At 68.9% G+C, this 19,114-nt stretch carries 19 protein-coding genes; 8 read left to right on the plus strand and 11 right to left on the minus strand.

The window, feature by feature from the left end; translation table 11 throughout:
- Nucleotides 1–10: 10 nt before the first annotated feature.
- The 7 genes from OXS31_RS01380 to OXS31_RS01410 are packed head-to-tail and all read right to left on the minus strand — an operon-like array spanning nt 11 to nt 6,316.
- Nucleotides 11–1,384 (minus strand): ATP-binding protein, encoded by a 1,374-nt coding sequence (locus OXS31_RS01380; RefSeq protein WP_267397372.1) that lies wholly within the window; start codon nt 1,382–1,384, stop codon nt 11–13.
- A complete protein-coding gene (locus tag OXS31_RS01385; protein WP_027597373.1) occupies nt 1,381–2,040 on the minus strand; it encodes a response regulator transcription factor in 660 nt (219 codons plus the stop codon). The genes OXS31_RS01380 and OXS31_RS01385 overlap by 4 nt, the downstream gene beginning before the upstream one ends.
- 10 nt (nt 2,041–2,050) lie before the next feature.
- Nucleotides 2,051–2,698 (minus strand): hypothetical protein, encoded by a 648-nt coding sequence (locus OXS31_RS01390; protein WP_223855397.1) that lies wholly within the window; start codon nt 2,696–2,698, stop codon nt 2,051–2,053.
- Entirely contained in the window at nt 2,695–3,504 is an 810-nt protein-coding gene (locus OXS31_RS01395) for an SDR family oxidoreductase (RefSeq protein ID WP_074584213.1), read from the minus strand. Before OXS31_RS01395 ends, OXS31_RS01390 begins: the two co-directional genes overlap by 4 nt.
- Entirely contained in the window at nt 3,491–4,174 is a 684-nt protein-coding gene (locus OXS31_RS01400; protein WP_027597376.1) for an iron-containing redox enzyme family protein, read from the minus strand. Before OXS31_RS01400 ends, OXS31_RS01395 begins: the two co-directional genes overlap by 14 nt.
- Nucleotides 4,171–5,652: an AMP-binding protein gene (locus OXS31_RS01405; protein ID WP_267397373.1), complete on the minus strand. Its 1,482-nt coding sequence runs from the start codon at nt 5,650–5,652 to the stop codon at nt 4,171–4,173. The genes OXS31_RS01400 and OXS31_RS01405 overlap by 4 nt, the downstream gene beginning before the upstream one ends.
- Nucleotides 5,642–6,316 carry a thermostable hemolysin gene (locus tag OXS31_RS01410; protein WP_267397374.1) on the minus strand — a complete coding sequence of 225 codons (675 nt, stop codon included), beginning with the start codon at nt 6,314–6,316 and terminating at the stop codon, nt 5,642–5,644. The genes OXS31_RS01405 and OXS31_RS01410 overlap by 11 nt, the downstream gene beginning before the upstream one ends.
- A 131-nt stretch (nt 6,317–6,447) precedes the next feature.
- Here OXS31_RS01410 and OXS31_RS01415 point away from each other — a divergent pair, with 131 nt between their 5' ends.
- Nucleotides 6,448–6,669: a hypothetical protein gene (locus OXS31_RS01415; RefSeq protein ID WP_027597379.1), complete on the plus strand. Its 222-nt coding sequence runs from the start codon at nt 6,448–6,450 to the stop codon at nt 6,667–6,669.
- Here the strand turns inward: OXS31_RS01415 and OXS31_RS01420 are convergent.
- From OXS31_RS01420 to phoB, 3 genes are read right to left on the minus strand one after another with little or no spacing between them, the layout of a single operon-like run.
- Complete coding sequence (locus OXS31_RS01420) at nt 6,666–8,417, minus strand: ATP-binding protein (RefSeq protein WP_144954470.1); 1,752 nt, start codon at nt 8,415–8,417, stop codon at nt 6,666–6,668. The two genes, OXS31_RS01415 and OXS31_RS01420, sit on opposite strands and share 4 nt — an antisense overlap.
- Nucleotides 8,418–8,472: 55 nt before the next feature.
- Nucleotides 8,473–9,786 carry a phosphate regulon sensor histidine kinase PhoR gene (gene phoR / locus OXS31_RS01425; RefSeq protein WP_027597381.1) on the minus strand — a complete coding sequence of 438 codons (1,314 nt, stop codon included), beginning with the start codon at nt 9,784–9,786 and terminating at the stop codon, nt 8,473–8,475.
- Between the two features lie 18 nt (nt 9,787–9,804).
- Complete coding sequence (gene phoB, locus OXS31_RS01430) at nt 9,805–10,494, minus strand: phosphate regulon transcriptional regulator PhoB (RefSeq protein ID WP_007159925.1); 690 nt, start codon at nt 10,492–10,494, stop codon at nt 9,805–9,807.
- 159 nt (nt 10,495–10,653) lie between these two features.
- On the opposite strand from phoB, the gene OXS31_RS01435 reads away from it, so the two are divergent.
- The 7 genes from OXS31_RS01435 to OXS31_RS01465 all read left to right on the plus strand — a co-directional run bounded on the left by OXS31_RS01435 (nt 10,654) and on the right by OXS31_RS01465 (nt 18,544).
- Nucleotides 10,654–11,448 carry an IclR family transcriptional regulator gene (locus tag OXS31_RS01435; RefSeq protein ID WP_027597382.1) on the plus strand — a complete coding sequence of 265 codons (795 nt, stop codon included), beginning with the start codon at nt 10,654–10,656 and terminating at the stop codon, nt 11,446–11,448.
- Entirely contained in the window at nt 11,445–12,398 is a 954-nt protein-coding gene (locus tag OXS31_RS01440; RefSeq protein ID WP_077171128.1) for a 2-dehydro-3-deoxygalactonokinase, read from the plus strand. The genes OXS31_RS01435 and OXS31_RS01440 overlap by 4 nt, the downstream gene beginning before the upstream one ends.
- Nucleotides 12,391–13,011, plus strand: a complete 621-nt coding sequence (locus OXS31_RS01445) for a 2-dehydro-3-deoxy-6-phosphogalactonate aldolase (RefSeq protein WP_027597384.1) — start codon at nt 12,391–12,393, stop codon at nt 13,009–13,011. The genes OXS31_RS01440 and OXS31_RS01445 overlap by 8 nt, the downstream gene beginning before the upstream one ends.
- Nucleotides 13,012–13,100: 89 nt before the next feature.
- Nucleotides 13,101–14,249: a galactonate dehydratase gene (gene dgoD / locus OXS31_RS01450; protein ID WP_017642356.1), complete on the plus strand. Its 1,149-nt coding sequence runs from the start codon at nt 13,101–13,103 to the stop codon at nt 14,247–14,249.
- A gap of 315 nt (nt 14,250–14,564) precedes the next feature.
- Entirely contained in the window at nt 14,565–15,890 is a 1,326-nt protein-coding gene (locus tag OXS31_RS01455; protein WP_077171127.1) for an MFS transporter, read from the plus strand.
- A gap of 91 nt (nt 15,891–15,981) precedes the next feature.
- Nucleotides 15,982–17,034: an SMP-30/gluconolactonase/LRE family protein gene (locus OXS31_RS01460; RefSeq protein ID WP_074584206.1), complete on the plus strand. Its 1,053-nt coding sequence runs from the start codon at nt 15,982–15,984 to the stop codon at nt 17,032–17,034.
- A 109-nt stretch (nt 17,035–17,143) separates the two neighbouring features.
- Nucleotides 17,144–18,544, plus strand: coding sequence for a sugar porter family MFS transporter (locus OXS31_RS01465; protein ID WP_027597387.1), 1,401 nt, complete (start codon nt 17,144–17,146; stop codon nt 18,542–18,544).
- 45 nt (nt 18,545–18,589) lie between these two features.
- Here the strand turns inward: OXS31_RS01465 and OXS31_RS01470 are convergent, their stop codons facing one another.
- Nucleotides 18,590–19,036, minus strand: a complete 447-nt coding sequence (locus tag OXS31_RS01470) for a hypothetical protein (RefSeq protein ID WP_007159917.1) — start codon at nt 19,034–19,036, stop codon at nt 18,590–18,592.
- Nucleotides 19,037–19,114 lie beyond the last annotated feature (78 nt).

The raw sequence follows: 19,114 nt of genomic DNA on the forward strand, positions 1-19,114 counted from the left end.
GGTCGAGTCCCTAGCCGGGTCCCGGCAGCACCGGCAGGCCGAGACGGGCACAGGCGCCGCCCTCCGGGCGGTTGCCCAGTTCGATGCGTCCGCCCAGGTGCTGGGCGACGGTCTGGACGATGGACAGTCCCAGGCCGGCGCCGTTGGCCGCGCCGCTGCTGTAGAAGCGCTCGAACAGCCGTGGCTGGATCTCCTCCGCGATGCCGGGGCCCTGGTCGAGGATCTGGATCTCCGCCCAGTCGGCGGTGACCTCCAGGCGGATGCGGATCTCGCCGCCGGGAGGCGACACGTTGACCGCATTGGTCAGCAGATTCTGCAGGGCGATGCCCAGCATGGCGCTGTCGCCATGGACCTGCACCCGGCTGGCTTCGGCGTCGAGGCTGAGGTCCAGGCCCTTGTCGAGAATCCAGGGGCCCAGTTCTTCCAGGGTGGCGCTGAGGGCGGTGCGCAAATCGAAGCGCTGCTCGGCGCTCCAGCTCGGCCGGGGTTCCAGACGCGCCAGGATCAGCAGCTGGTTGACCACCCGGGTCAGTCGGTCGGTGCCGCTGACGACGAATTTCAGCGCCTCGTCGCGGGCCGTCGCCGTCTGCGCGGACAGGGCGTTCTGCGCGTGCAGGCGTAGCACCGCCAGCGGCGTGCGCAACTCGTGGGCGGCGTCGGCGATGAAGCGGCGTTCGCGCTGCAGCAGTTGCTCGATCTGCAGCAGCAGCCGATTGAGCGCCGCCTGCATGGGTTCCAGTTCGCGTGGCAGGGGATCGAGCTGCAGCGGTTGCAGGGATTCCGGGTCGCGGTGGCGGATCAGCCCGGCCATGCGCCGCAGTGGTTTCAGGCCCCAGCCAATGGCCAGCCAGGCCAGCAGCGACAGCAGCACCAGGCCGATCAGATGCGGCGTGAGGGTATGGCGCAGGATGCGGCGGACCAGATCGGCGCGCACCTCTTCGCGTTCGCCGACCCAGAGCATCAGGTCGTGCTCGGGATCGGGCAGCAGGAAGCCATACCAGGCCTCGCCCTCCAGGGTCTGCTCGGTGAAACCCGGGGTCGTCGGCATGCTGAAGATGGGCGCGCTGGGCGAGCGCATCAGGGGGACGCCGCGGGCGTTCCAGGCCTGGAAGGCCATCTTGGCCTCGTATCTGTGGCCATAGGGGCTCTCCGTGGCTTCGGCCAGGGCCTGGGTGACGCTGGCATGCAGCGCCAGGCGGCCTTCGCCGCGGGGGGCGGCGCGCAGCATGCCCTGCAGGATGCGCGCGCTCTGCGCCAGCTGGGCATCGTAGATCTCGCCGATCTCGCGCTGGCTGTCGTGGACATTGGTCAGGGCTATCAGCAGGGTGCCGATCAGCAGCAGCGAGAGCACCAGGCCGACGGTGCGGCGGCGGATGGAGGTCATGGACATTCGAGGCGGTAACCGATGCCCCTGACCGTGCGGATCAGGTCGGCGCGCAGCTTCTTGCGCAGGTTGTAGATGTGGACTTCCAGGGTGTTGCTTTCCACCCCCTCGTCCCAGCCGTAGAGCAGCCCCATGAGGCGGTCGCGACTGAAGATCTTGCCCGGATTGGCCAGCAGTTCGTGCAGCAGCTGGTATTCGCGCGGGGTGAGGTTGACCGGCTGGCCATCGAAGGTGACCCGGCGGGTGGCCGGATCCAGGGCGATGCCGCCGCCTTCGAGCTGGATCTGCGAGGGACCGTTGCGTCGGCGCAGCAGGGCGCGCAGGCGGGCCTTGAGTTCCTTGATATCGAAGGGCTTGACCAGGTAGTCGTCGGCGCCGGCGTCGAGGCCGGCGACCCGGTCCTCGGTGTCGTCGCGGGCGGTAAGGATCAGCACCGGGGTGGTCAGGCCATTGGCGCGACTCTGGCGCAGCACCTGGATGCCGTCCAGGCGCGGCAGGCCGAGATCCAGCACCACCAGGTCGAAGCCCTCTTCGCGCAGGGCGTGGACGGCGCTTTCGCCGTCCTTGAGCCAGTCCAGGGTATAGCCCTCTTCCCGCAGACTGGTGCGGATGCCCTCGCCGAGGTCGGGATCGTCTTCGATCAGCAGCACGCGCATGGAGGCCTCGTCACTTCAGCTTCTGGTCGACGTCCTTGAGCAGCGCGGCGATCTCGCCCCGCCGTCCCTGGTCGGCCAGTTCGCGTCCCGGCCGCGGGGCGGCCTGCTGCGCCTTGAGCAGGGCGGCGCGGGCTTCGGCATAGCGCTGCTGGCGATACAGGTGGTCACCCCAGAAGTATAGGGTATCGATACCGCTGGGGTTGAGGGCGAGGGCCCGCTGCAGCAGACGATCGGCTTCGCTGGCGTCACCAAAGGCGATCGGCCAGCCGGGAACCCGGTCGTAGAGGGCGGCGAGACTGGTGTAGGCGGAGCCCTGCAGCGCCGTGGGATCGAGCTTGAGCGCCTGTTCCAGGTCGCTGCGGGCCTCCTTGACCTTGCCCAGCGCCCCCAGCCCACCCTGGGCGCCGGCCCAGCTGCTGAGCACGATGCCCTGCCAGATCAGTGCCGGCGCCGACTGAGGCGCGGCCTGGGTGAAGGCGCGCGCTTCGCCGGCCAGCTGTTCGAAGGCCGCGGGTTTTTCGGCGCTGGGCAGGCGGTACTGGATCTCCGCCCAGCGCTGCTGGATCTGGGCCAGGCGCTGGCCATCGTCGGCCAGGGCAAAGGGGCTGGCGAGCAGCGCGGCGAGCAGCAGGCCGAGGGCCTTGCGTGGGGACATCATGGGTGTTTCTCCGGGGCGAAGGCGGGGTCGATGAAGCGGCGGATCACCGGCAGCTGGCGGCGCAGGGCGCGATCCACCAGGCCGGGCAGCAGGCCGTTGAGGCGGACGAAGAGCTTTTCCGGCCAACCGAGATGGAGCTCCTGGCGGTCCTCGACCAGGGCACGGATCACCGCGCCGGCGACCACGGTGGGGTCGTCCACCTGGCTCTTGAGCGCCTGGTTCACGGCCATGGCCGCCGGGCCGTTCATCGCCGTGCGGGTGGCGCGGGGCGCCACGTAGAGCACCCGGATGCGGGTATCGGCCAGCTCCCGGCGCAGGGCCTGGGTGAAGCCGCGCAGGGCGAACTTGCTGGCGCAATAGGGCGCATAGCCGGGATAGCCGATGGAGCCCAGGGTGGAGCCGACATGGGCGATCACCGCTCGCGGCTGGCGGCGCAGCAGCGGCAGCAGCAGGCGGGTCAGCTGGATGGCCGCGCCGATGTTGATCGCCAGCAGGTTGTCGATGGCATCGTCGTCGAGGGCGTCGAGCAGGGCGAAGCTGTTGCTGCCGGCGGCATTGAGCAGCACGTTGACGCCCTGGCCGCGGCTGGCTTCGGCCAGCACCGCCTGGCGATCGGCCCGGCGGGTGAGATCGGCATCGAGCAGGCGCAACCGGCCACCCAGGCGCTCGGCCAGCGGCTGCAGGGCGCGGGTGTCGCGGGCGACCGCCAGCACCTGGGCGCCGCCGGCGCAGAGTTGTTCCACCAGCGGCAGGCCGATGCCGCCGCTGGCGCCGGTCAGCAGGACGCGGCAGTCAGGCAGCTGCATGGCGCTGCTCCGGTTGCTGGCCGGCGCCGGGCAGGGCGCGGAACATGTCGGCATAGAGGCGATAGACCACCTTGGACACGTGGATCACCGCGGCCTGGTCGGCCGGATCGTCCAGGCGATCCATCAGCTGGCGGTAGGTCGCCATGTGTTCCTGGTCGAGGCTGCCGTGGGAGTCCAGGTAGCTGAAGGCCGTCGCCGGCAGGCCCAGCTGGCCGCGGATGGCGCCGGCGGCCTGGGTAGCCAGGGCGATGCTGGTGCCCTCGAGCACATTGACCATGCCGAACAGGCCGACCGGATTGTCGCGGGCGATGAAATCGTAGAGATAGGCCACCATCAGCTCGATGGGCAGTTCGGGGCGGCTGGCGCGTACCGCCTCGGCGTTGCCGCCGCAGGCGGCGATGTCACTGAGGATCCACTGGTCGTGGCCGTATTCTTCCTCGATGTATTCGCAGACCGCGCCGCGCAGCCATTCCAGCCGCGCCGGCAGGCGGGCGCCGCAGGCCATCATCAGCGGCGCGGTGTGGCGGACGTGGTGATAGGCCTGGCCGAGAAAGGCGACATAGCTCTCCAGGGCGACGTTGCCGCCCAGGGCGGCGCGGATGATGGGCACCTCGAACAGCGCCTGGCGTTCCACGGCGGTTTCGGCTTGCAGGGTGGCGAAGAAACTCATGCTGGTACCTCCAGAAGGTGCGAGAGCAGGGCCGCGTGATGCGCCTGGATGGCGTCGCGGCGAAGGCGTCCGGTCGCGGTGAGCAGGCCGTTGGCGGGGGTGAAGGGTTCGGCGAGGCGGCGCCAGGCGCCGATGCGGGCATAGTCGGGCAGGCGCTGGTTGAGGCGGGCGACCTGGTCGGCGAGCAGGCTGTCGGGCAGGTCCGGCTGCCGCGGCCAGAGCAGCGCCACCAGATGCCGGGCACCTTCGCCCTGCACATAGGCCTGGGCGATGGGTCCGCCCTGGGTGAGTTCGGCCTCGATCCAGCCCGGATCGACATTGCGTCCCGAGGCCAGGCTGAACTGGTGTTTCTTGCGGCCGCGCAGGTGGAGATAGCCGTCGGCGTCGAATTCGCCGAGATCGCCGGTGGCCACCTCGTCGGTGGCGCTGCCGGGCTCGCCCAGGTAGCCGGCGAAATCGACGCCGCCGACCAGGATCTCGCCATCGGCGGCCAGGCGCAGGCGCACGTGGGGCAGCGGTTGGCCGACGCTGCCCGGGCGGTTGGCCTCAGGGCGATTGAGAGCCACCACCGAGGCGCACTCCGACAGACCATAGCCCTGGAACAGCGGCAGGCCCAGGGCGCCGGCGCGGGTCAGCAGCGCCTCGCTCAGCGGGGCTCCGCCCACGGCGGCGAAGCGCAGCCCGTCCAGGCGCAGCAGCCCGCGTTCGCCCAGCTCCACGAGTCCCTGCAACAGCTGGGGCATGAGGATCAGACTGTGCGGCTGGCGCTCCTGCAGGCAGGCGGCCAGCTGGGCCCAGTCGATGCCGGCGGAGCCGCGGACACCCTGGTCCTCGGCCTTGAGCACCACCACCTCGGCACCGGCCAGCAGCGCGGCATAGACCCCGAGATTTTCCAGCAGGATGCCCAGCGACAGGAGCACCTGATGGCGTCGGGGCGCCAGGGCGCCGCTGGCGGCTTCCAGGCTGGCGGCCACCCGCAGCAGTTGTCCGGCCTTGAGGCAGACGCCCTTGGGGGTGCCGGTGGTGCCGGAGGTGTAGGTGAGCTTGGCGGTGCCCGCCGGCAGCGCGGTGGCTGCCGCGGCTGAACGCTGCCAGCCGTGGGGCCCCTCGCTGAAGCCTGCCGCGGTCCATTCCGCGGCGCGCTCGGGACTGCCCAGCAACAGATCGGCGCCACAGTCCTGCAGGACATGGGCGCGCTGCGCCGGGCTGAAGAAGTCCGGCAGGATGATGCAGGGCAGTCCGGCGCGCAGGGCGGCCAGGTCCCAGGCCAGCAACTCGGGCCCATTGGGCAGGTCCAGGGCCAGACGCTTTATGCCGTGCTCGGCCAGCCAGGTGACGCGCCGGGCAATCTCCCGCCACAGCCGCAGATAGCTCCAGGTTTCCTGGGCACCACTCAGCGCGGGGCGCTCGCCGTCCCAGGCGACGTGGCGTTCCAGGGCCAGAAAAAAATCACTGACGGAGCGGGCTTCAGGCGACATGGCAGTCCTCCTCGCCAAGGGGGGTGAGGCCCAGGCGGGCGAAGATGCCGGCCTGCAGCAACTGTTGATAGCCCTGGCGGATGTCACCGGCGCAGACCTGGGGAGCGTTGGCGTAGTAGGAGCCCCAGCTCTCGCGCTCGGCGCCCAGGCAGGCCGGATCGGCCGCGCCCAGCACTTGGGGCGCCAGGCCGAGGCGATGAAAGCTGTTGATCAGGCGGGTGGCGCCGGTAAAGGTCACCCAGCGCCGGCCACTGCGGGCCAGCAGCCAGGTGGTGACGATGATCAGCAGGCGCGCCTGGCCCGGACCCAGCGCCGCCAGATTGCCGACCTCCACCACCTCCGCGCGCTCGATCGGCCGACCGAGCGCCACCGCCACCTGGGTCTCCACCGGCTGGGGCAGATAACGTTCGAGAAACAGCGACTGGTCCAGCGCGGAGCGGATCCCCACCGCCGCCTGCAGCACACCCTCGGCATCGCGCAGGGCGAGCAGCAGCGGCAGGAAGTGGCTGATGCGGGCGCCGTGCTCCAGGGCGAAACGCGCGCCGATGAAGGCTTCGGTCGCCTGCCGGCCGGGTGCCTCGCGCGGCTCCAGGCGGGCCAGCAGCGAACCGCTGCGGTCGGCCAGGGTAAAGCTGTACGGGGACTGCCAAGTCACGTCGAGCATCGCGACCTCTCCGGGGGAATACGAGGCGCAGTCTTGGCGGTCAAGCTGAAGGCAATCTGAAGCGCCGCTTCATCGCAGCTTCAGGTTGCCGGGCTAGGGTCGCCTTCCATATCCCCTGGTGGAGCCCTGCCATGTCCGAAGAAGAGCCCCTTGCTGCCGCTCCCGAGGAAGCCGCCGACAGCCACTGGCCGCTGGTGCGGATCCTGGCGGGCATCCTCGCCAGCGCCCTGATCGGTGGCGTCGGCCTGCCGCTGCTGGATGCCACCCGCGGGCCCTGGGATGCGGCGACCCTGCTGGTAACCGGGGTGCTCGGCTGGGGCTTCGCCCTGCTGGTGACGCTCTGCGTGCGTTAGCCGGCTGACTCCGGCGCAGCCGGCAGCCGCAGGGCAAAGACCGCGCCCTCGGCGCCGTTGCGGGCGGCCAGGCTGCCACCCTGGGCCTGGACGATGGCCGAGGACACCGCCAGGCCGAGTCCCAGGCCTTCGCCCACCGGCTTGGTGGTGAAGAAGGGATCGAACACCTGGTCCAGGTGCTCGGCGGCGATGCCGCCACCGTTGTCGGCCACCTCCAGCAACCAGGCATCCCCCTCCCGCGCTAGGCTGACCCGGACCTGCGGCCGGGGTCGCTCCGCCACGGCGTCGAGGGCGTTGCGCAGCAGATTGACCAGTACCTGCTCCAGGCGGATGGGATCGCCCAGCAACCAGGCCGGGCGCGGCAACTCCAGGATCAGCTCCACGGCCAGCTCGGCACGGCGGGCCTCCAGCAACTCCAGCGCCTGATCCACCACCCGCGCCAGATCGACCCGCTCGCGCAGGCCGGCGGGGGTCTTGCGCGCATAGGTCTTGAGGTGGGCGGTGAGACCGCTCATGCGGGTCAGCAGGCCATCGAGACGTTCCAGGGCGGCGCGGGCCTCGTCCAGCCGCCCGTGATCCAGCAGCAGGCGCAGACTCGCCAGGTGCATGCGCTGGGCGGTGAGCGGCTGGTTGAGTTCGTGCACCAGGGCCGCCGACATCTGCCCCAGGGCGGCCAGCTTGGCGGCCTGCACCAGGCCGTCCTGGGCGGTGCGCAATTCGGCGGTGCGGGCCTCCACCAGCTGCTCCAGTTCCAGGCGGCTGCGCTGGCGCAGGCGTTGCAGCCGGCGCCGTTGCGCCCAGAGGAGACCGGCGCAGACCAGCAGCAGCCAGACGCAGACGGCGGCCAGTGCCGCACCCGGGCCGCCGCCCTGCAGGTCCCGGGTGGGCCGGAGCAGGTGCAGGGTCCAGCCTTCGCTGGGCAGTGGCAGGCTGTCCCAGAGGTAGTCGGCGCTGCCTTCGGGGGCCTGGATGTGGGCCACCTGGCGCTGCTCGCCGAGCACCCGCTCCTGGCGATAGGGCAGGGGCTGCAGGGTGCGCCGGTCGTACTGGCGGGTGGTGGCCAGCTCGGCGCGATCGGCCGGGGTCAGCTCGCGCAGCAGGCGATAGCGCCAGGCCGGGCGATTGGCGGCAAAGACCACGCCGCGGGCATCGCTGACCAGCAGTACCTCGGGGTGCTCGCCCCAGCGCGCCTCGATGGCGGGGAATTCCAGCTTGACCACCACCGCGCCGAGAAAGCGCCCCTGGGCGTCCAGCACGGCGTGGGAGAGGAAATAGCCGGGGATGCCGGTGGTGACCCCTACGGCATAGAAGCGTCCGCTGCCGCCGGCGAGGGTTTCGCTGAAATAGGGGCGGAAGGCGTAGTTGTGGCCGACGTAGCTGGTGGGCAGCCGCCAGTTGCTGGCGCCGATGGCCAGGCCCGTGCGATCCAGGAGTTCCAGGGTCGAGGATTGCGCCGCCGTGTTCAGGCGCTCCAGCTTGAGATTGAGGTGTTCGGTGGTGGCGGCATCGGGCGGGGTGCTCAGGGCGGCGATCAGCTCCGGGTCCTGGGCCAGCACCGCCGGCAGGGCGCGAAAACGGTCGATCAGGGTCTGCAGGCCGCTGGCGTGCAGGCGCAACTGCTCCTGGCCGAGCAGGCTGGCCTCGGCCAGGCTCGCCTGTTCGGCGCGGTGCCAGGCCTGGCTGCCCAGCAACAGACAGCCGATCAGGGCGAGCAGCAGGACCGGCAGCAGGCGCAGGGCTGGGGGCATGGCAGGAGACCGTGGCAGGGATGGCCGGACGATAGCACGGCGGGGAGGGGACGGCTCAGGCCGAGGCGGCGGTGCGTTGGGCGATCTGTTCAGGCTGGAAATCGCAGGTGAAGCAGCTGCCCTCGCCAGGCACGCTGTGGATGTCCAGGCCGCCGCGATGACGGATCAGCACGTGCTTGACGATGGCCAGGCCCAGGCCGGTGCCGCCGGTGCTGGAGGCGCGGCTGGCGTCGAGGCGATAGAAGCGTTCGGTCAGGCGCGGCAGGTGGCGGGCGTCGATACCGGGACCGTTGTCCTGCACCGCGACATGGGCGCCTGCGGCGTCCTGCCAGGCGCGCACCCGCACCTCGCCGCCTTCGGGGCTGTACTTGACCGCGTTGAACACAAGGTTGGAAAAGCAGCTGCGCAACTCCGTCTCGCTGCCCAGCAGGGCCAGACCCGGCTCGCATTCCAGGCTCAGGCGATGGCCGACGGCGCCGGACAGGGCGCGACCGTCCTGCAGGATGGAGGCGAGCAGCGGCTCCAGGGCCACCGGGCGATTGTCGGCGGGATAATCGGTGGCTTCCAGGCGCGCCAGCAACAGCAGGTCGTCGATGGTGTGCTGCATGCGTCCGGCCTGCTGCTGCATCTGCCCCAGCGCCCGCCGCCAGCGAGGGGTGGCGTGGTCGGCGTTGTCCAGCAGGGTCTCCAGGTAGCCGGTGATCACCGTCAGCGGGGTGCGCAATTCGTGGGAGACGTTGGCGACGAAATCCTTGCGCATCTGTTCCAGCTGATGGACGCGGGTCACGTCGCGTACCAGCAGCAGCCGGTCGCCTTCGCCGAAGCGGGTGACCAGGATGTGCAGGTACTGGTCGTCGTTGAGCGGCGAGGCCAGCTCCAGCGGCTCGCCATAGTCGCCGCCGAGAAAGTAGTCGGAAAAGCGCGGATGGCGCACCAGATTGGTGATGGGCTGGCCGAGGTCCTGGGGCTGGCGCAGGCCCAGCAGGGTTTCCGCGGCGCGGTTCCACCATTCCAGGTTGCCATGGCGATCCACCAGGATGATGGCGTCGCGCAGGGCCTCGGTGGAAGCCTGGGCGCGACCTATCACGGCGAGCAATTCCTCGCGCTGGCGCTGTTCGTGGCGCTGGCGCCGATAGAGCCGGTCGAACACCTCGCCCCACAGGCCCTCGGCTTCCGGCGGCGCGCCCGGGGCCTCGCTCAGCAGCCAGGCCTGCAGGCGCAACAGGTGCCTCAGGGTGACCGCCAGATAGACCGCCAGTCCCAGGGCCACCGCCAGGCCGACATGGCCGAAGGGCCAGCCGGCCAGGGCGCAGCCGGCGACCACGGTCGACAGCTGGGTGGCCAGGCGGGAGCGCCAGTTGATGTTCACGGCGGCGGTGATCCCGCGTCAGAGTTTGGTGGAAAAGCGATACCCGGTGCCGCGCACCGTCTGTACCAGGTTCTCGTAGGTCTCGCCGAGGGCCTTGCGCAGGCGGCGGATGTGCACGTCCACGGTGCGTTCCTCGACATAGACGTTGCCACCCCAGACCTGATCCAGCAGCTGGCCGCGGGTATAGGCACGCTCCTGGTGGGTCATGAAGAACTGCAGCAGACGGTATTCGGTGGGGCCCATCTCGGCGGGCGCGCCGTCGATGGTCACCCGGTGGCTGATCGGATCGAGGATCAGGCCGTTGACCTCCAGCGGACCGTCGTTCTCCAGGTGGCCGGTGCGGCGCAGCACGGCCTTCAGGCGCGCCACCAGCTCGCGGGGCGAGAAGGGCTTGGTGATGTAGTCGTCGGCACCGGTCTCCAGGCCCTGGACCTTGTTGTCCTCGTCACCCTTGGCCGTGAGCATGATGATGGGGATGGCATCGGTCAGCTCGTCGCGCTTGAGGCGGCGGGCCAGTTCCAGGCCGGAGGTGCCGGGCAGCATCCAGTCGAGCAGGATGAGATCGGGCTTGCGATCGACGATCAGGGCGTGGGCGTCCTTGCTGTTGTCCGCCTCCAGGCATTCATAGCCCGCCATTTCCAGGGCCACGGCGATCATCTCGCGAATGGGCGCCTCATCGTCGACGATCAGGATGGATTTACCCGTCATGGAGCGCTCTGCCTCTCGAGTCCTTGCAATGTGCCGTGCATTAGATAGCGCCAATATTGCAGCTATGTGACAAGGCTGTCATATCTAACTTGTATCCCAACATATGGGATGACGTATCACATATTGAGATTTGCCGAAGAGGCTTCTAGAGTGAAGGCCATGAACGACAACAATTCCAACAAGGGCGAAGCGCCCAGCGGGGCCCAGGCCCTGTTCCGCGGCCTGGCCGTGCTCGAAGCCGTGGCCGCTGGGGCTGACAGCCTGGCCCAGGTCGGCGCCGCCATCGGCTGCACCCGCAGCACCACCCATCGGCTGGTTGCTGCCCTGACCCAGGCGGGCTACCTGCGCAGCGATGGCGGGCGGCTGATCCTCGGCAGCCATCTCATCGCCCTCGGCTACCAGGCCCGCGAGCAGCTGCCGCTGACCGGTGTGGCCCGGCCCCACCTGCAACGCCTGGCCCAGCACTGTGGCGACACCGTGCACCTCGGCGTGCGCGAGGGCGGCGATGTCCTCTATCTCGACAAGCTGCCCGGCAGCCGTGGCCTGGAGATGAGATCCCGGGTCGGGCTGCGCATGCCGTTGGCGCTGACCGGGGTCGGCAAGGCGCTGATGCTGGATCTCGCCGAGGGCGAGTGGGAAGCCCTCTATGGCGAAGGCGTGGCCCGGCGCACCGGCCAGCCCGGGCTGCGCGAGGATTTCCTGCCCTGGGCGGACTACCGTGCGCGGCTGCGGCGCCACGCCGCCGAGGGCTATGCCCTGGATCTGGAAGAAAACGAACTGGGCATCCGCTGCGTGGCCGCGCCCATCCGTGGCGCCGACGGCGCCATCGTCGCGGCCCTCAGCGTGGCCAGCGCCATCCCCTACATGCCCGAGGCGCGGCTGCACGAGTTGCAGCCCGAGGTCACTGCCTGCGCCCGGGCCATTTCCCGCGAACTTGGCTGGAGCCCCGCATGACCGCCACCCCGCACCTCATCGGCCTCGACTGGGGCACCTCGTCCCTGCGGGCCCAGCTGTTCGACGCCCAGGGCGCCGTGCTGGAAACCCGCAGCCGGCCCTGGGGCATCATGCATGTGCCCGACGGCGACTTCGCCGCGGCCTATCGCGCCCTGGTGGGCGACTGGCGCGAGGCCCAGCCGGACCTGCCCGCCATCGCCTGCGGCATGGTCGGCAGTCGCGGCGGCTGGCATGAGGTGCCCTATGCCGACTGCCCGGCCGACGTCCACAGCCTGGCCGCCGGCCTGCTGCGCCTGGACACGGGCTGCGGCGACCTCCACCTGGTTCCCGGAGTGATGCAGCGCGGCGCCTTGCCCAACGTCCTGCGTGGCGAGGAAACCCAGGTGTTCGGCGCCCTCGAACTGGAGCCGGACCTGGCCGCCGAGGCCCTGCTGGTCCTGCCCGGCACCCACAGCAAGTGGGTGCGGGTGCGCGACGGTCGTCTCACCGACTTCGCCACCTACATGACCGGCGAGTTGTTCGCCGTGCTGCGCGAGCATTCCATCCTGGGTCGCCCAGCCGCCGAGGCCGGTCCCGAGGCCAGTGCCGAGGCTTTCCGCCTGGGTCTCACCACCGCCCGCGACGCCGGCGCCGAGGGCCTGTTCGGCCGCCTCTTCACCGCCCGCAGCCGGGTCCTGGCCGGCGAACTGGGCGCGGCGCACAGCCTCGACTACCTCTCCGGCCTGCTGATCGGCGAAGAGCTGCGCAGCCAGGTCGCCGCCCTCGCGGGCGCCACCTGTCCACCCCTGGTGCTGATCGGCGACGCGGCGCTCTGCCAGCGCTATCGCGACGCCCTGGCGCTATTCGACATCCACCAGGTCCGCCTGCTGGAGCAGGCCACCCGGGCCGGGCTCTGGCGCCTGGCCCAGGCCGCCGGCCTGCTCCCCACCTCTGGAGGCTCCCATGCTTGATACCTATCTCAAGGACCTGCCGCTGATCGCCATCCTGCGCGGCGTCACCCCGGACGAGATCGTCGCTGTCGGCCGCGCCCTGCATGACGCCGGCTTTCGCGTCATCGAGATCCCGCTCAATTCGCCGCAGCCCTACGAGAGCATCCGCCGGCTCACCGCCGAGCTGGGCGAGAGCTGCCTGATCGGCGCCGGCACGGTGCTCACCGAAGCCCAGGTGGCCGAGGTGGACGCTGCCGGCGGCCGCCTGATCGTCTCGCCCAACGCCAACCTGGCGGTGATCCGCGCCAGCAAGGCCGCCGGCCTGGTCAGCGCCCCGGGCGTGGCCACGCCCTCGGAGGGCTTCGCCGCCCTCGACGCCGGTGCCGACAGCCTCAAGCTGTTTCCCGCCGAGCAACTCGGCCCGGCGGTGGTCAAGGCCTGGCGCGCGGTCTTTCCCAAGGAGCTGGCGCTGCTGCCGGTGGGCGGCATCACCCCGGACAACATGGGCCCCTACGTGGCCGCCGGTGCCAACGGCTTCGGCCTCGGCTCGGCGCTGTACAAGCCGGGCCTGAGCGCGGCGCAGGTGAGCGCCAATGCCCAGGCGTTTGCGGCCGGGTGGCGCGCTCTTTCCTGATCTGATCGCGGTCATGGACCGCTCCTACTGTAGGAGCGGTCCATGACCGCGATCCCTCGATCCAACAATTAAAATCGAGACTCCACACCATGAAGATCACCAAACTCACCACCTATGTCGTCCCGCCGCGCTGGTGCTTTCTCAAGATCGAGACCGACGAAGGCATCCACGGCTGGGGCGAACCCGTGCTGGAAGGCCGCGCCCACAGCGTGGCGGCGGCGGTCGAGGAACTGGCCGACTACCTGATCGGCAAGGACCCGCGCAACATCGAAGACCACTGGACGGTGCTCTACCGCGGCGGCTTCTATCGGGGCGGTGGCATCCACATGAGCGCCCTGGCCGGCATCGACCAGGCGCTGTGGGACATCAAGGGCAAGGCCCTGGGCGTGCCGGTGCACGAACTGCTCGGCGGCCAGGTGCGCGACAGCATCCGCGTCTATTCCTGGATCGGCGGCGACCGCCCGGCGGAGACCGCGGCCCAGGCCCTGGAGCGCCAGGCCAAGGGCTTCACCGCGATCAAGATGAACGCCAGCGAAGAGATGCAGTTCGTCGACACCTACGACAAGGTCGACCAGGTGATCGCCAACGTCGCCGCCATCCGCGACGCCTGCGGTCCGCACTTCGGCATCGGCGTGGACTTCCATGGCCGGGTGCACAAGCCCATGGCCAAGGTGCTGGTGAAGGAACTGGAGCAGTTCCGCCTGATGTTCATCGAGGAGCCGGTGCTCAGCGAGCACCACGAGGCGCTCAAGGAGATCGCCCTGATGAGCAACACGCCCATCGCCCTGGGCGAGCGGCTGTACTCGCGCTGGGACTTCAAGCGCATCCTCCAGGAAGGCTACGTCGACATCCTGCAGCCCGATCCGTCCCATGCCGGTGGCATCACCGAGACGCGCAAGATCGCCAACATGGCCGAGGCCTACGACGTCGCCATCGCCCTGCATTGCCCGCTCGGTCCCATCGCCCTGGCGGTCAACCTGCAGCTGGACGCCAACTGCTACAACGCCTTCATCCAGGAGCAGAGCCTGGGCATCCACTACAACCAGGGCAACGACCTGCTCGACTACATCAAGAATCCCGAGGTGTTCGACTACGCCGATGGCCACGTGAAGATTCCCCAGGGGCCGGGGCTGGGCGTCGAGGTCAACGAGGAATTCGTCAAGGAACAAGCCGCCATTGGCCATCGCTGGCGCAATCCGATCTGGCGGCACAAGGACGGCAGTTTCGCCGAGTGGTGAGAGACGCCCTCACCCCAACCCTCTCCCCAAGGGAGAGGGGGCAAGAGCAGGAGCGCGGAGTTTCGCTCTCGTTCGGACCGTCCCCTCTCCCTCTGGGAGAGGGCCAGGGTGAGGGAAAGCCGGACCACCGCCGCTGACCCCTCACCCCAACCCTCTCCCAAGGAGAGAGGGAGCAAGAACAGGAGCGCGGGGGCTCGACCTCCGCACCGACCATCCCCTCTCCCTCTGGGAGAGGGCTAGGGTGAGGGCCGCTCCAGCAGCCTGACCCCAGACATCGACAACGCTCGCCACAACGTCAATTACAGGACCCGAGCCATGCCCACTCCCACCCACGCCTCCCCGGCGGCGGCCGCGGCCGCGCCGACCCTGGCCAAGCCCAGTCGGGCCCGCTTCTTCATCATGACGCTGCTGTTCGTCACCGTGGTGATCAACTACCTCGACCGCAGCAACCTCTCCATCGCCGCGCCGCACCTGGCCCAGGACCTGGGCATCGAGCCGGTGCACATGGGCCTGATCCTCTCGGCCTTCGGCTGGACCTACGCCGCCATGCAGATCCCCGGTGGCTGGCTGGTGGACAAGGTCGCCCCGCGCATCCTCTATCCGGTGGCCATCGCGCTCTGGTCGCTGGCCACCATCGGCCTGGGCTTCGTCGGCAGCTTTATCGGTCTGATCATCCTGCGCCTCGCCGTGGGTGCCTTGGAGGCCCCGGCCTATCCGATCAACAACCGGGTGGTCACCACCTGGTTCCCCGAGCGCGAGCGGGCCACCGCCATCGGCTTCTACACCTCCGGCCAGTTTGTCGGCCTGGCCTTTCTCACCCCGGTGCTGATCTACCTGCAGCAGACCTTCGGCTGGCACATGGTCTTTGTCGTCACTGGTGGCGTCGGCATCCTCTGGGCGGCCATCTGGTACCTGGTCTATCGCGAACCTAAGGACTTCCGCGGTGCCAATGCCGCCGAGGTCGCGCTGATCCAGGAGGGCGGTGGCCTGGTCGACCTGGAACAGAAGAACCGCAGCCGCGCCGCCTTCCAGTGGCGTGACCTCTGGAGCGTGCTCAACAAGCGCAAGCTCTGGGGCATCTACATCGGCCAGTTCTGCCTCAATTCCACCCTCTGGTTCTTCCTGACCTGGTTCCCCACCTACCTGGTGAAATACCGCGGCATGGACTTCATCAAGGCCGGCTTCCTCGCCTCGCTGCCGTTCCTCGCCGCCTTTCTCGGCGTGATCTGCTCGGGGCTGCTGTCGGACTGGCTGATTCGGCGCGGCGCTTCCGTAGGCCTGGCGCGCAAGCTGCCGATCATCGGCGGCCTCCTGATCTCCACCAGCATCGTCGGCGCCAACTTCGTCGACTCGCCCGCGCTGATCATCGCCTGCCTGGCACTGGCCTTCTTTGGCAACGGCCTGGCCTCCATCACCTGGTCGATGGTCTCGGCCATGGCGCCGGAGCGGCTGATCGGCCTCACCGGCGGGATGTTCAACTTCATCGGCAACCTCTCGGCCATCTGCGTGCCCATCGTCATCGGCTTCCTGGTCAAGGACGGCAGCTTCGCTCCGGCCATCGCCTTCATCGGCGTGACCGCGCTGATCGGCGCCCTCTGCTACGGCCTGGTGGTGGGCAAGGTGGAACGTCTGCCCGAATAAGGGCGACTAAAGGAGCGCCTTCCGCTCTGGTTGCGGAGGCGCTCTGCCACCGGCCGTGCCGGACCCATAACGACAACAAAGGAGTCTCCCCATGCCACTCGCCCGTCGCACCTTTCTTGGCGTGTCCCTGGCCGCCTCGGCCGGTCTGGTCGCCAGCCGCGCCCTGGCCGACGACAAGTTCGGCCTCACCCGCAACTGGGAGGGCAAGCCGCCCATCGTCATGCCTGATCCCGCCTGGGAGATCCACGATGCGGCCTTCAAGGGCCGCCTGGGCAATGCCTTCGTCGAACGGCTGTGGTCCGGCGGTCTCTGGACCGAAGGCCCGGTGTGGATGGCCGACTGGCGCTGCCTGCTGTTCAGCGACATCCCCAATGCCCGGGTGATGCGCTGGAGCGCCGACGACGGCCATGTCAGCGTCTATGACGACCAGTCCCACAACGCCAACGGCCACACCCGCGATCGCGAGGGTCGGCTGATCAGCTGCGAGCACGACAGCCGCCGCGTGACCCGCCGCGAGTTGAATGGCAGCGTCACGGTGCTGCTCGACCGCTTCGACGGCAAGCCGCTGAACGCCCCCAACGACGTGGTGGTCGGGGCCGATGGCGCCATCTGGTTCACCGATCCGGGCTACGGCATCCTCGGCGCCTACGAGGGCCACAAGGCCGACTTCGAGCTGCCCACCAACGTCTATCGCATCGATCCCCAGGGCAAGGCCACAGTGGCGGTGGGCGACTTCGGCCGACCCAATGGCCTGGCCTTCGCGCCCGACGGCAAGCGCCTCTACATCAGCGACACCGCCGGCGGCGGCAATCCCGGCAAGCCCAATCACCTCAGGGCGTTCACCGTGAAGGACGACGGCACCCTCGGCGGTGGCGAGGTGCTGATCGACGCCAAGGAGCAGGGCGTGATCGACGGCTTCCGCGTCGACAGCGACGGCAACCTCTGGTGCAGCTGGGCCGGCTCGGCCGAGCAGAACAGCGTGCGGGTCTTCACGCCAGGCGGCCAGCCACTGGCCACCCTGCACCTGCCGGAAACCGTCTCCAACGTCGAATTCGGCGGCCTCAAGGGCAATCGCCTGTTCATCACCGGCGGTGGTTCGCTCTATGCCACCTATGTGAACGCCCAGCCCGCGCGGCTCTGGTAGGGGCTTCTCATCAGCCGAACCAAGGGTCGTTGGACAGGTCTGTAACAAACGGATACGGAACGACCCGCGACAACAAGATCGCCCACAAGGCGAGCGAGGAGCCTCAGTCATGAGCAACACCACCACCCATGCCGACGGTCACGTCACCGAAAAGGCGCAGCCCAAGGCGATCTTCGCCTGCCTGATGGCCGCCCTGGCCGGCCTCATGTTCGGCCTCGACATCGGCGTCATTTCCGGCGCCACCAAATTCATCCAGCAGGAATTCCAGATCTCCGATCAGGTGATCGAGTGGATCGTCTCCAGCATGATGGCCGGCGCCGCCCTGGGCGCGCTGGGCGCCGGTTCGCTGTCGGCCAAGCTGGGTCGCAAGAAGTCCCTGATGCTGGGCGCCATCCTGTTCGTCATCGGCTCGATCCTCTGTGGCCTGGCCACCTCGCCGACCATGCTGATCTTCGCCCGCTTCCTGCTCGGCCTGGCCATCGGCATCGCCTCCTTCACCGCGCCGCTGTACCTGGCCGAGGTCGCCCCGGAAAACATCCGCGGCTCGATGATCTCGCTGTACCAGCTGATGATCACCGCGGGCATCCTGATCGCCTTCCTGTCCAACACCGCCTTCAGCTACTACGAGGCCTGGCGCTGGATGCTCGGCATCATCGCCATCCCCGGGGTGCTGTTCCTGATCGGCGTCTTCGCCCTGCCGGACAGTCCGCGCTGGCTGATCATGGCCGGGCGCAAGCAGGAGGCCATCAAGGTCCTGCACAAGCTGCGCGGTGACGAAAAGGTCATCCAGCAGGAAGTCGCCGAGATCGAAGAGCAGCTCAAGGTGCCGCAGAAGGGCTGGTCGCTGTTCAAGGAGAACGCCAACTTCCGCCGCTCGGTGGGCCTGGGCGTGCTCTTGCAGGTGGTGCAGCAATTCACCGGCATGAACGTGGTGATGTACTACGCGCCGCGCATCTTCGAAGGCATGGGCTACGACACCGCTGCCCAGATGTGGTTTACCGCCGCGGTCGGTCTGACCAACGTGCTGGCCACCTTCATCGCCATCTTCCTGGTCGACAAGTGGGGCCGCAAACCCATCCTCTATACCGGCTTCGTGGTCATGGCCGTGGGCCTGGGCGTGGTCGGCACCATGCTCGGCATGGGCAACCTGAGCCACGGCCAGCAGACCTTTACCGTGGTCATGCTGCTGATCTTCATCGTCGGCTTCGCCATGTCGGCCGGTCCGCTGATCTGGACCCTGTGCTCGGAAGTCCAGCCGCTCAAGGGCCGCGACTTCGGCATCGGCTGCTCCACCTTTACCAACTGGATCGCCAACATGATCGTCGGCGCCACCTTCCTGACCATGCTGGGCACCTTGGGGCAGGGCACCACCTTCTGGATCTATGCCGGTCTGAACGTGGTGTTCATCTTCCTGGTGTTCCTGCTGGTACCGGAGACCAAGGGCGTCACCCTGGAGCGCATCGAACGCAACCTGATGCAGGGCAAGCGCCTGCGCGACCTCGGTCAGTAGGCTCGAGCGCACAGGAAAACGCCCGGCATAGCCGGGCGTTTTTCATTACCGATCCCAGTGCTTGTGTCGGTGCTTGGCGTGCTTCCAGCCCTTGCCGGGGTGGTCGCGATAGCCCCGATAGCCGCGGTCGTCGCGACCGCTGTCGCCGAGGTTGTTGCCCAGGGCACCGCCGGCACCGCCCCCCAGGGCCGCGCCGACCAGACCGCCGGTGCTACCACCGACTCTATTGCCGATCACGTTGCCGCCCGCCGCGCCCAGGCCACCGCCGATGGCGGCCTCGGTCCGATTGCGCCGGTCAGCGCCCAGTACACCACCTGCTGCACCGCCGACGCCGGCACCGATGGCCGCACCGGTGCTGCCGCCGACCTGCTGGCCGACCAGAGTACCCAGTACGCCACCCACGGCGCCGCCGAGTCCAGCTTCGGTATTGCCCGCATACGCCGGGGCAACGCCCGCCAGGGCAAGCAACAAGAACAGGGCTGAAGGTTTCATGGAGTCCACTCCGTGGTAGAGACGAGCCGATCCTCGGCAAAAATCGCTGCCCTGGCAAGTACCGAACGGTCGTTTGAA

This window comes from Pseudomonas sp. GM_Psu_1 (assembly GCF_026544185.1).
Classification (GTDB): domain Bacteria; phylum Pseudomonadota; class Gammaproteobacteria; order Pseudomonadales; family Pseudomonadaceae; genus Chryseomonas; species Chryseomonas oryzihabitans.

What these genes read in the sequence shown, in the direction of transcription:
- OXS31_RS01455 (WP_077171127.1), top strand. Translation starts at nt 14,565, where the DNA reads ATGCCCACTCCCACCCACGCCTCCCCGGCGGCGGCCGCGGCCGCGCCG.
- OXS31_RS01385 (WP_027597373.1), bottom strand. Translation starts at nt 2,040, where the DNA reads ATGCGCGTGCTGCTGATCGAAGACGATCCCGACCTCGGCGAGGGCATC.
- OXS31_RS01380 (WP_267397372.1), bottom strand. Translation starts at nt 1,384, where the DNA reads ATGACCTCCATCCGCCGCCGCACCGTCGGCCTGGTGCTCTCGCTGCTG.
- OXS31_RS01390 (WP_223855397.1), bottom strand. Translation starts at nt 2,698, where the DNA reads ATGATGTCCCCACGCAAGGCCCTCGGCCTGCTGCTCGCCGCGCTGCTC.
- OXS31_RS01405 (WP_267397373.1), bottom strand. Translation starts at nt 5,652, where the DNA reads ATGTCGCCTGAAGCCCGCTCCGTCAGTGATTTTTTTCTGGCCCTGGAA.
- OXS31_RS01445 (WP_027597384.1), top strand. Translation starts at nt 12,391, where the DNA reads ATGCTTGATACCTATCTCAAGGACCTGCCGCTGATCGCCATCCTGCGC.
- OXS31_RS01460 (WP_074584206.1), top strand. Translation starts at nt 15,982, where the DNA reads ATGCCACTCGCCCGTCGCACCTTTCTTGGCGTGTCCCTGGCCGCCTCG.
- OXS31_RS01400 (WP_027597376.1), bottom strand. Translation starts at nt 4,174, where the DNA reads ATGAGTTTCTTCGCCACCCTGCAAGCCGAAACCGCCGTGGAACGCCAG.
- OXS31_RS01410 (WP_267397374.1), bottom strand. Translation starts at nt 6,316, where the DNA reads ATGCTCGACGTGACTTGGCAGTCCCCGTACAGCTTTACCCTGGCCGAC.
- OXS31_RS01440 (WP_077171128.1), top strand. Translation starts at nt 11,445, where the DNA reads ATGACCGCCACCCCGCACCTCATCGGCCTCGACTGGGGCACCTCGTCC.
- OXS31_RS01415 (WP_027597379.1), top strand. Translation starts at nt 6,448, where the DNA reads ATGTCCGAAGAAGAGCCCCTTGCTGCCGCTCCCGAGGAAGCCGCCGAC.
- OXS31_RS01420 (WP_144954470.1), bottom strand. Translation starts at nt 8,417, where the DNA reads ATGCCCCCAGCCCTGCGCCTGCTGCCGGTCCTGCTGCTCGCCCTGATC.
- OXS31_RS01470 (WP_007159917.1), bottom strand. Translation starts at nt 19,036, where the DNA reads ATGAAACCTTCAGCCCTGTTCTTGTTGCTTGCCCTGGCGGGCGTTGCC.
- OXS31_RS01465 (WP_027597387.1), top strand. Translation starts at nt 17,144, where the DNA reads ATGAGCAACACCACCACCCATGCCGACGGTCACGTCACCGAAAAGGCG.
- OXS31_RS01395 (WP_074584213.1), bottom strand. Translation starts at nt 3,504, where the DNA reads ATGCAGCTGCCTGACTGCCGCGTCCTGCTGACCGGCGCCAGCGGCGGC.
- phoB (WP_007159925.1), bottom strand. Translation starts at nt 10,494, where the DNA reads ATGACGGGTAAATCCATCCTGATCGTCGACGATGAGGCGCCCATTCGC.
- OXS31_RS01435 (WP_027597382.1), top strand. Translation starts at nt 10,654, where the DNA reads ATGAACGACAACAATTCCAACAAGGGCGAAGCGCCCAGCGGGGCCCAG.
- dgoD (WP_017642356.1), top strand. Translation starts at nt 13,101, where the DNA reads ATGAAGATCACCAAACTCACCACCTATGTCGTCCCGCCGCGCTGGTGC.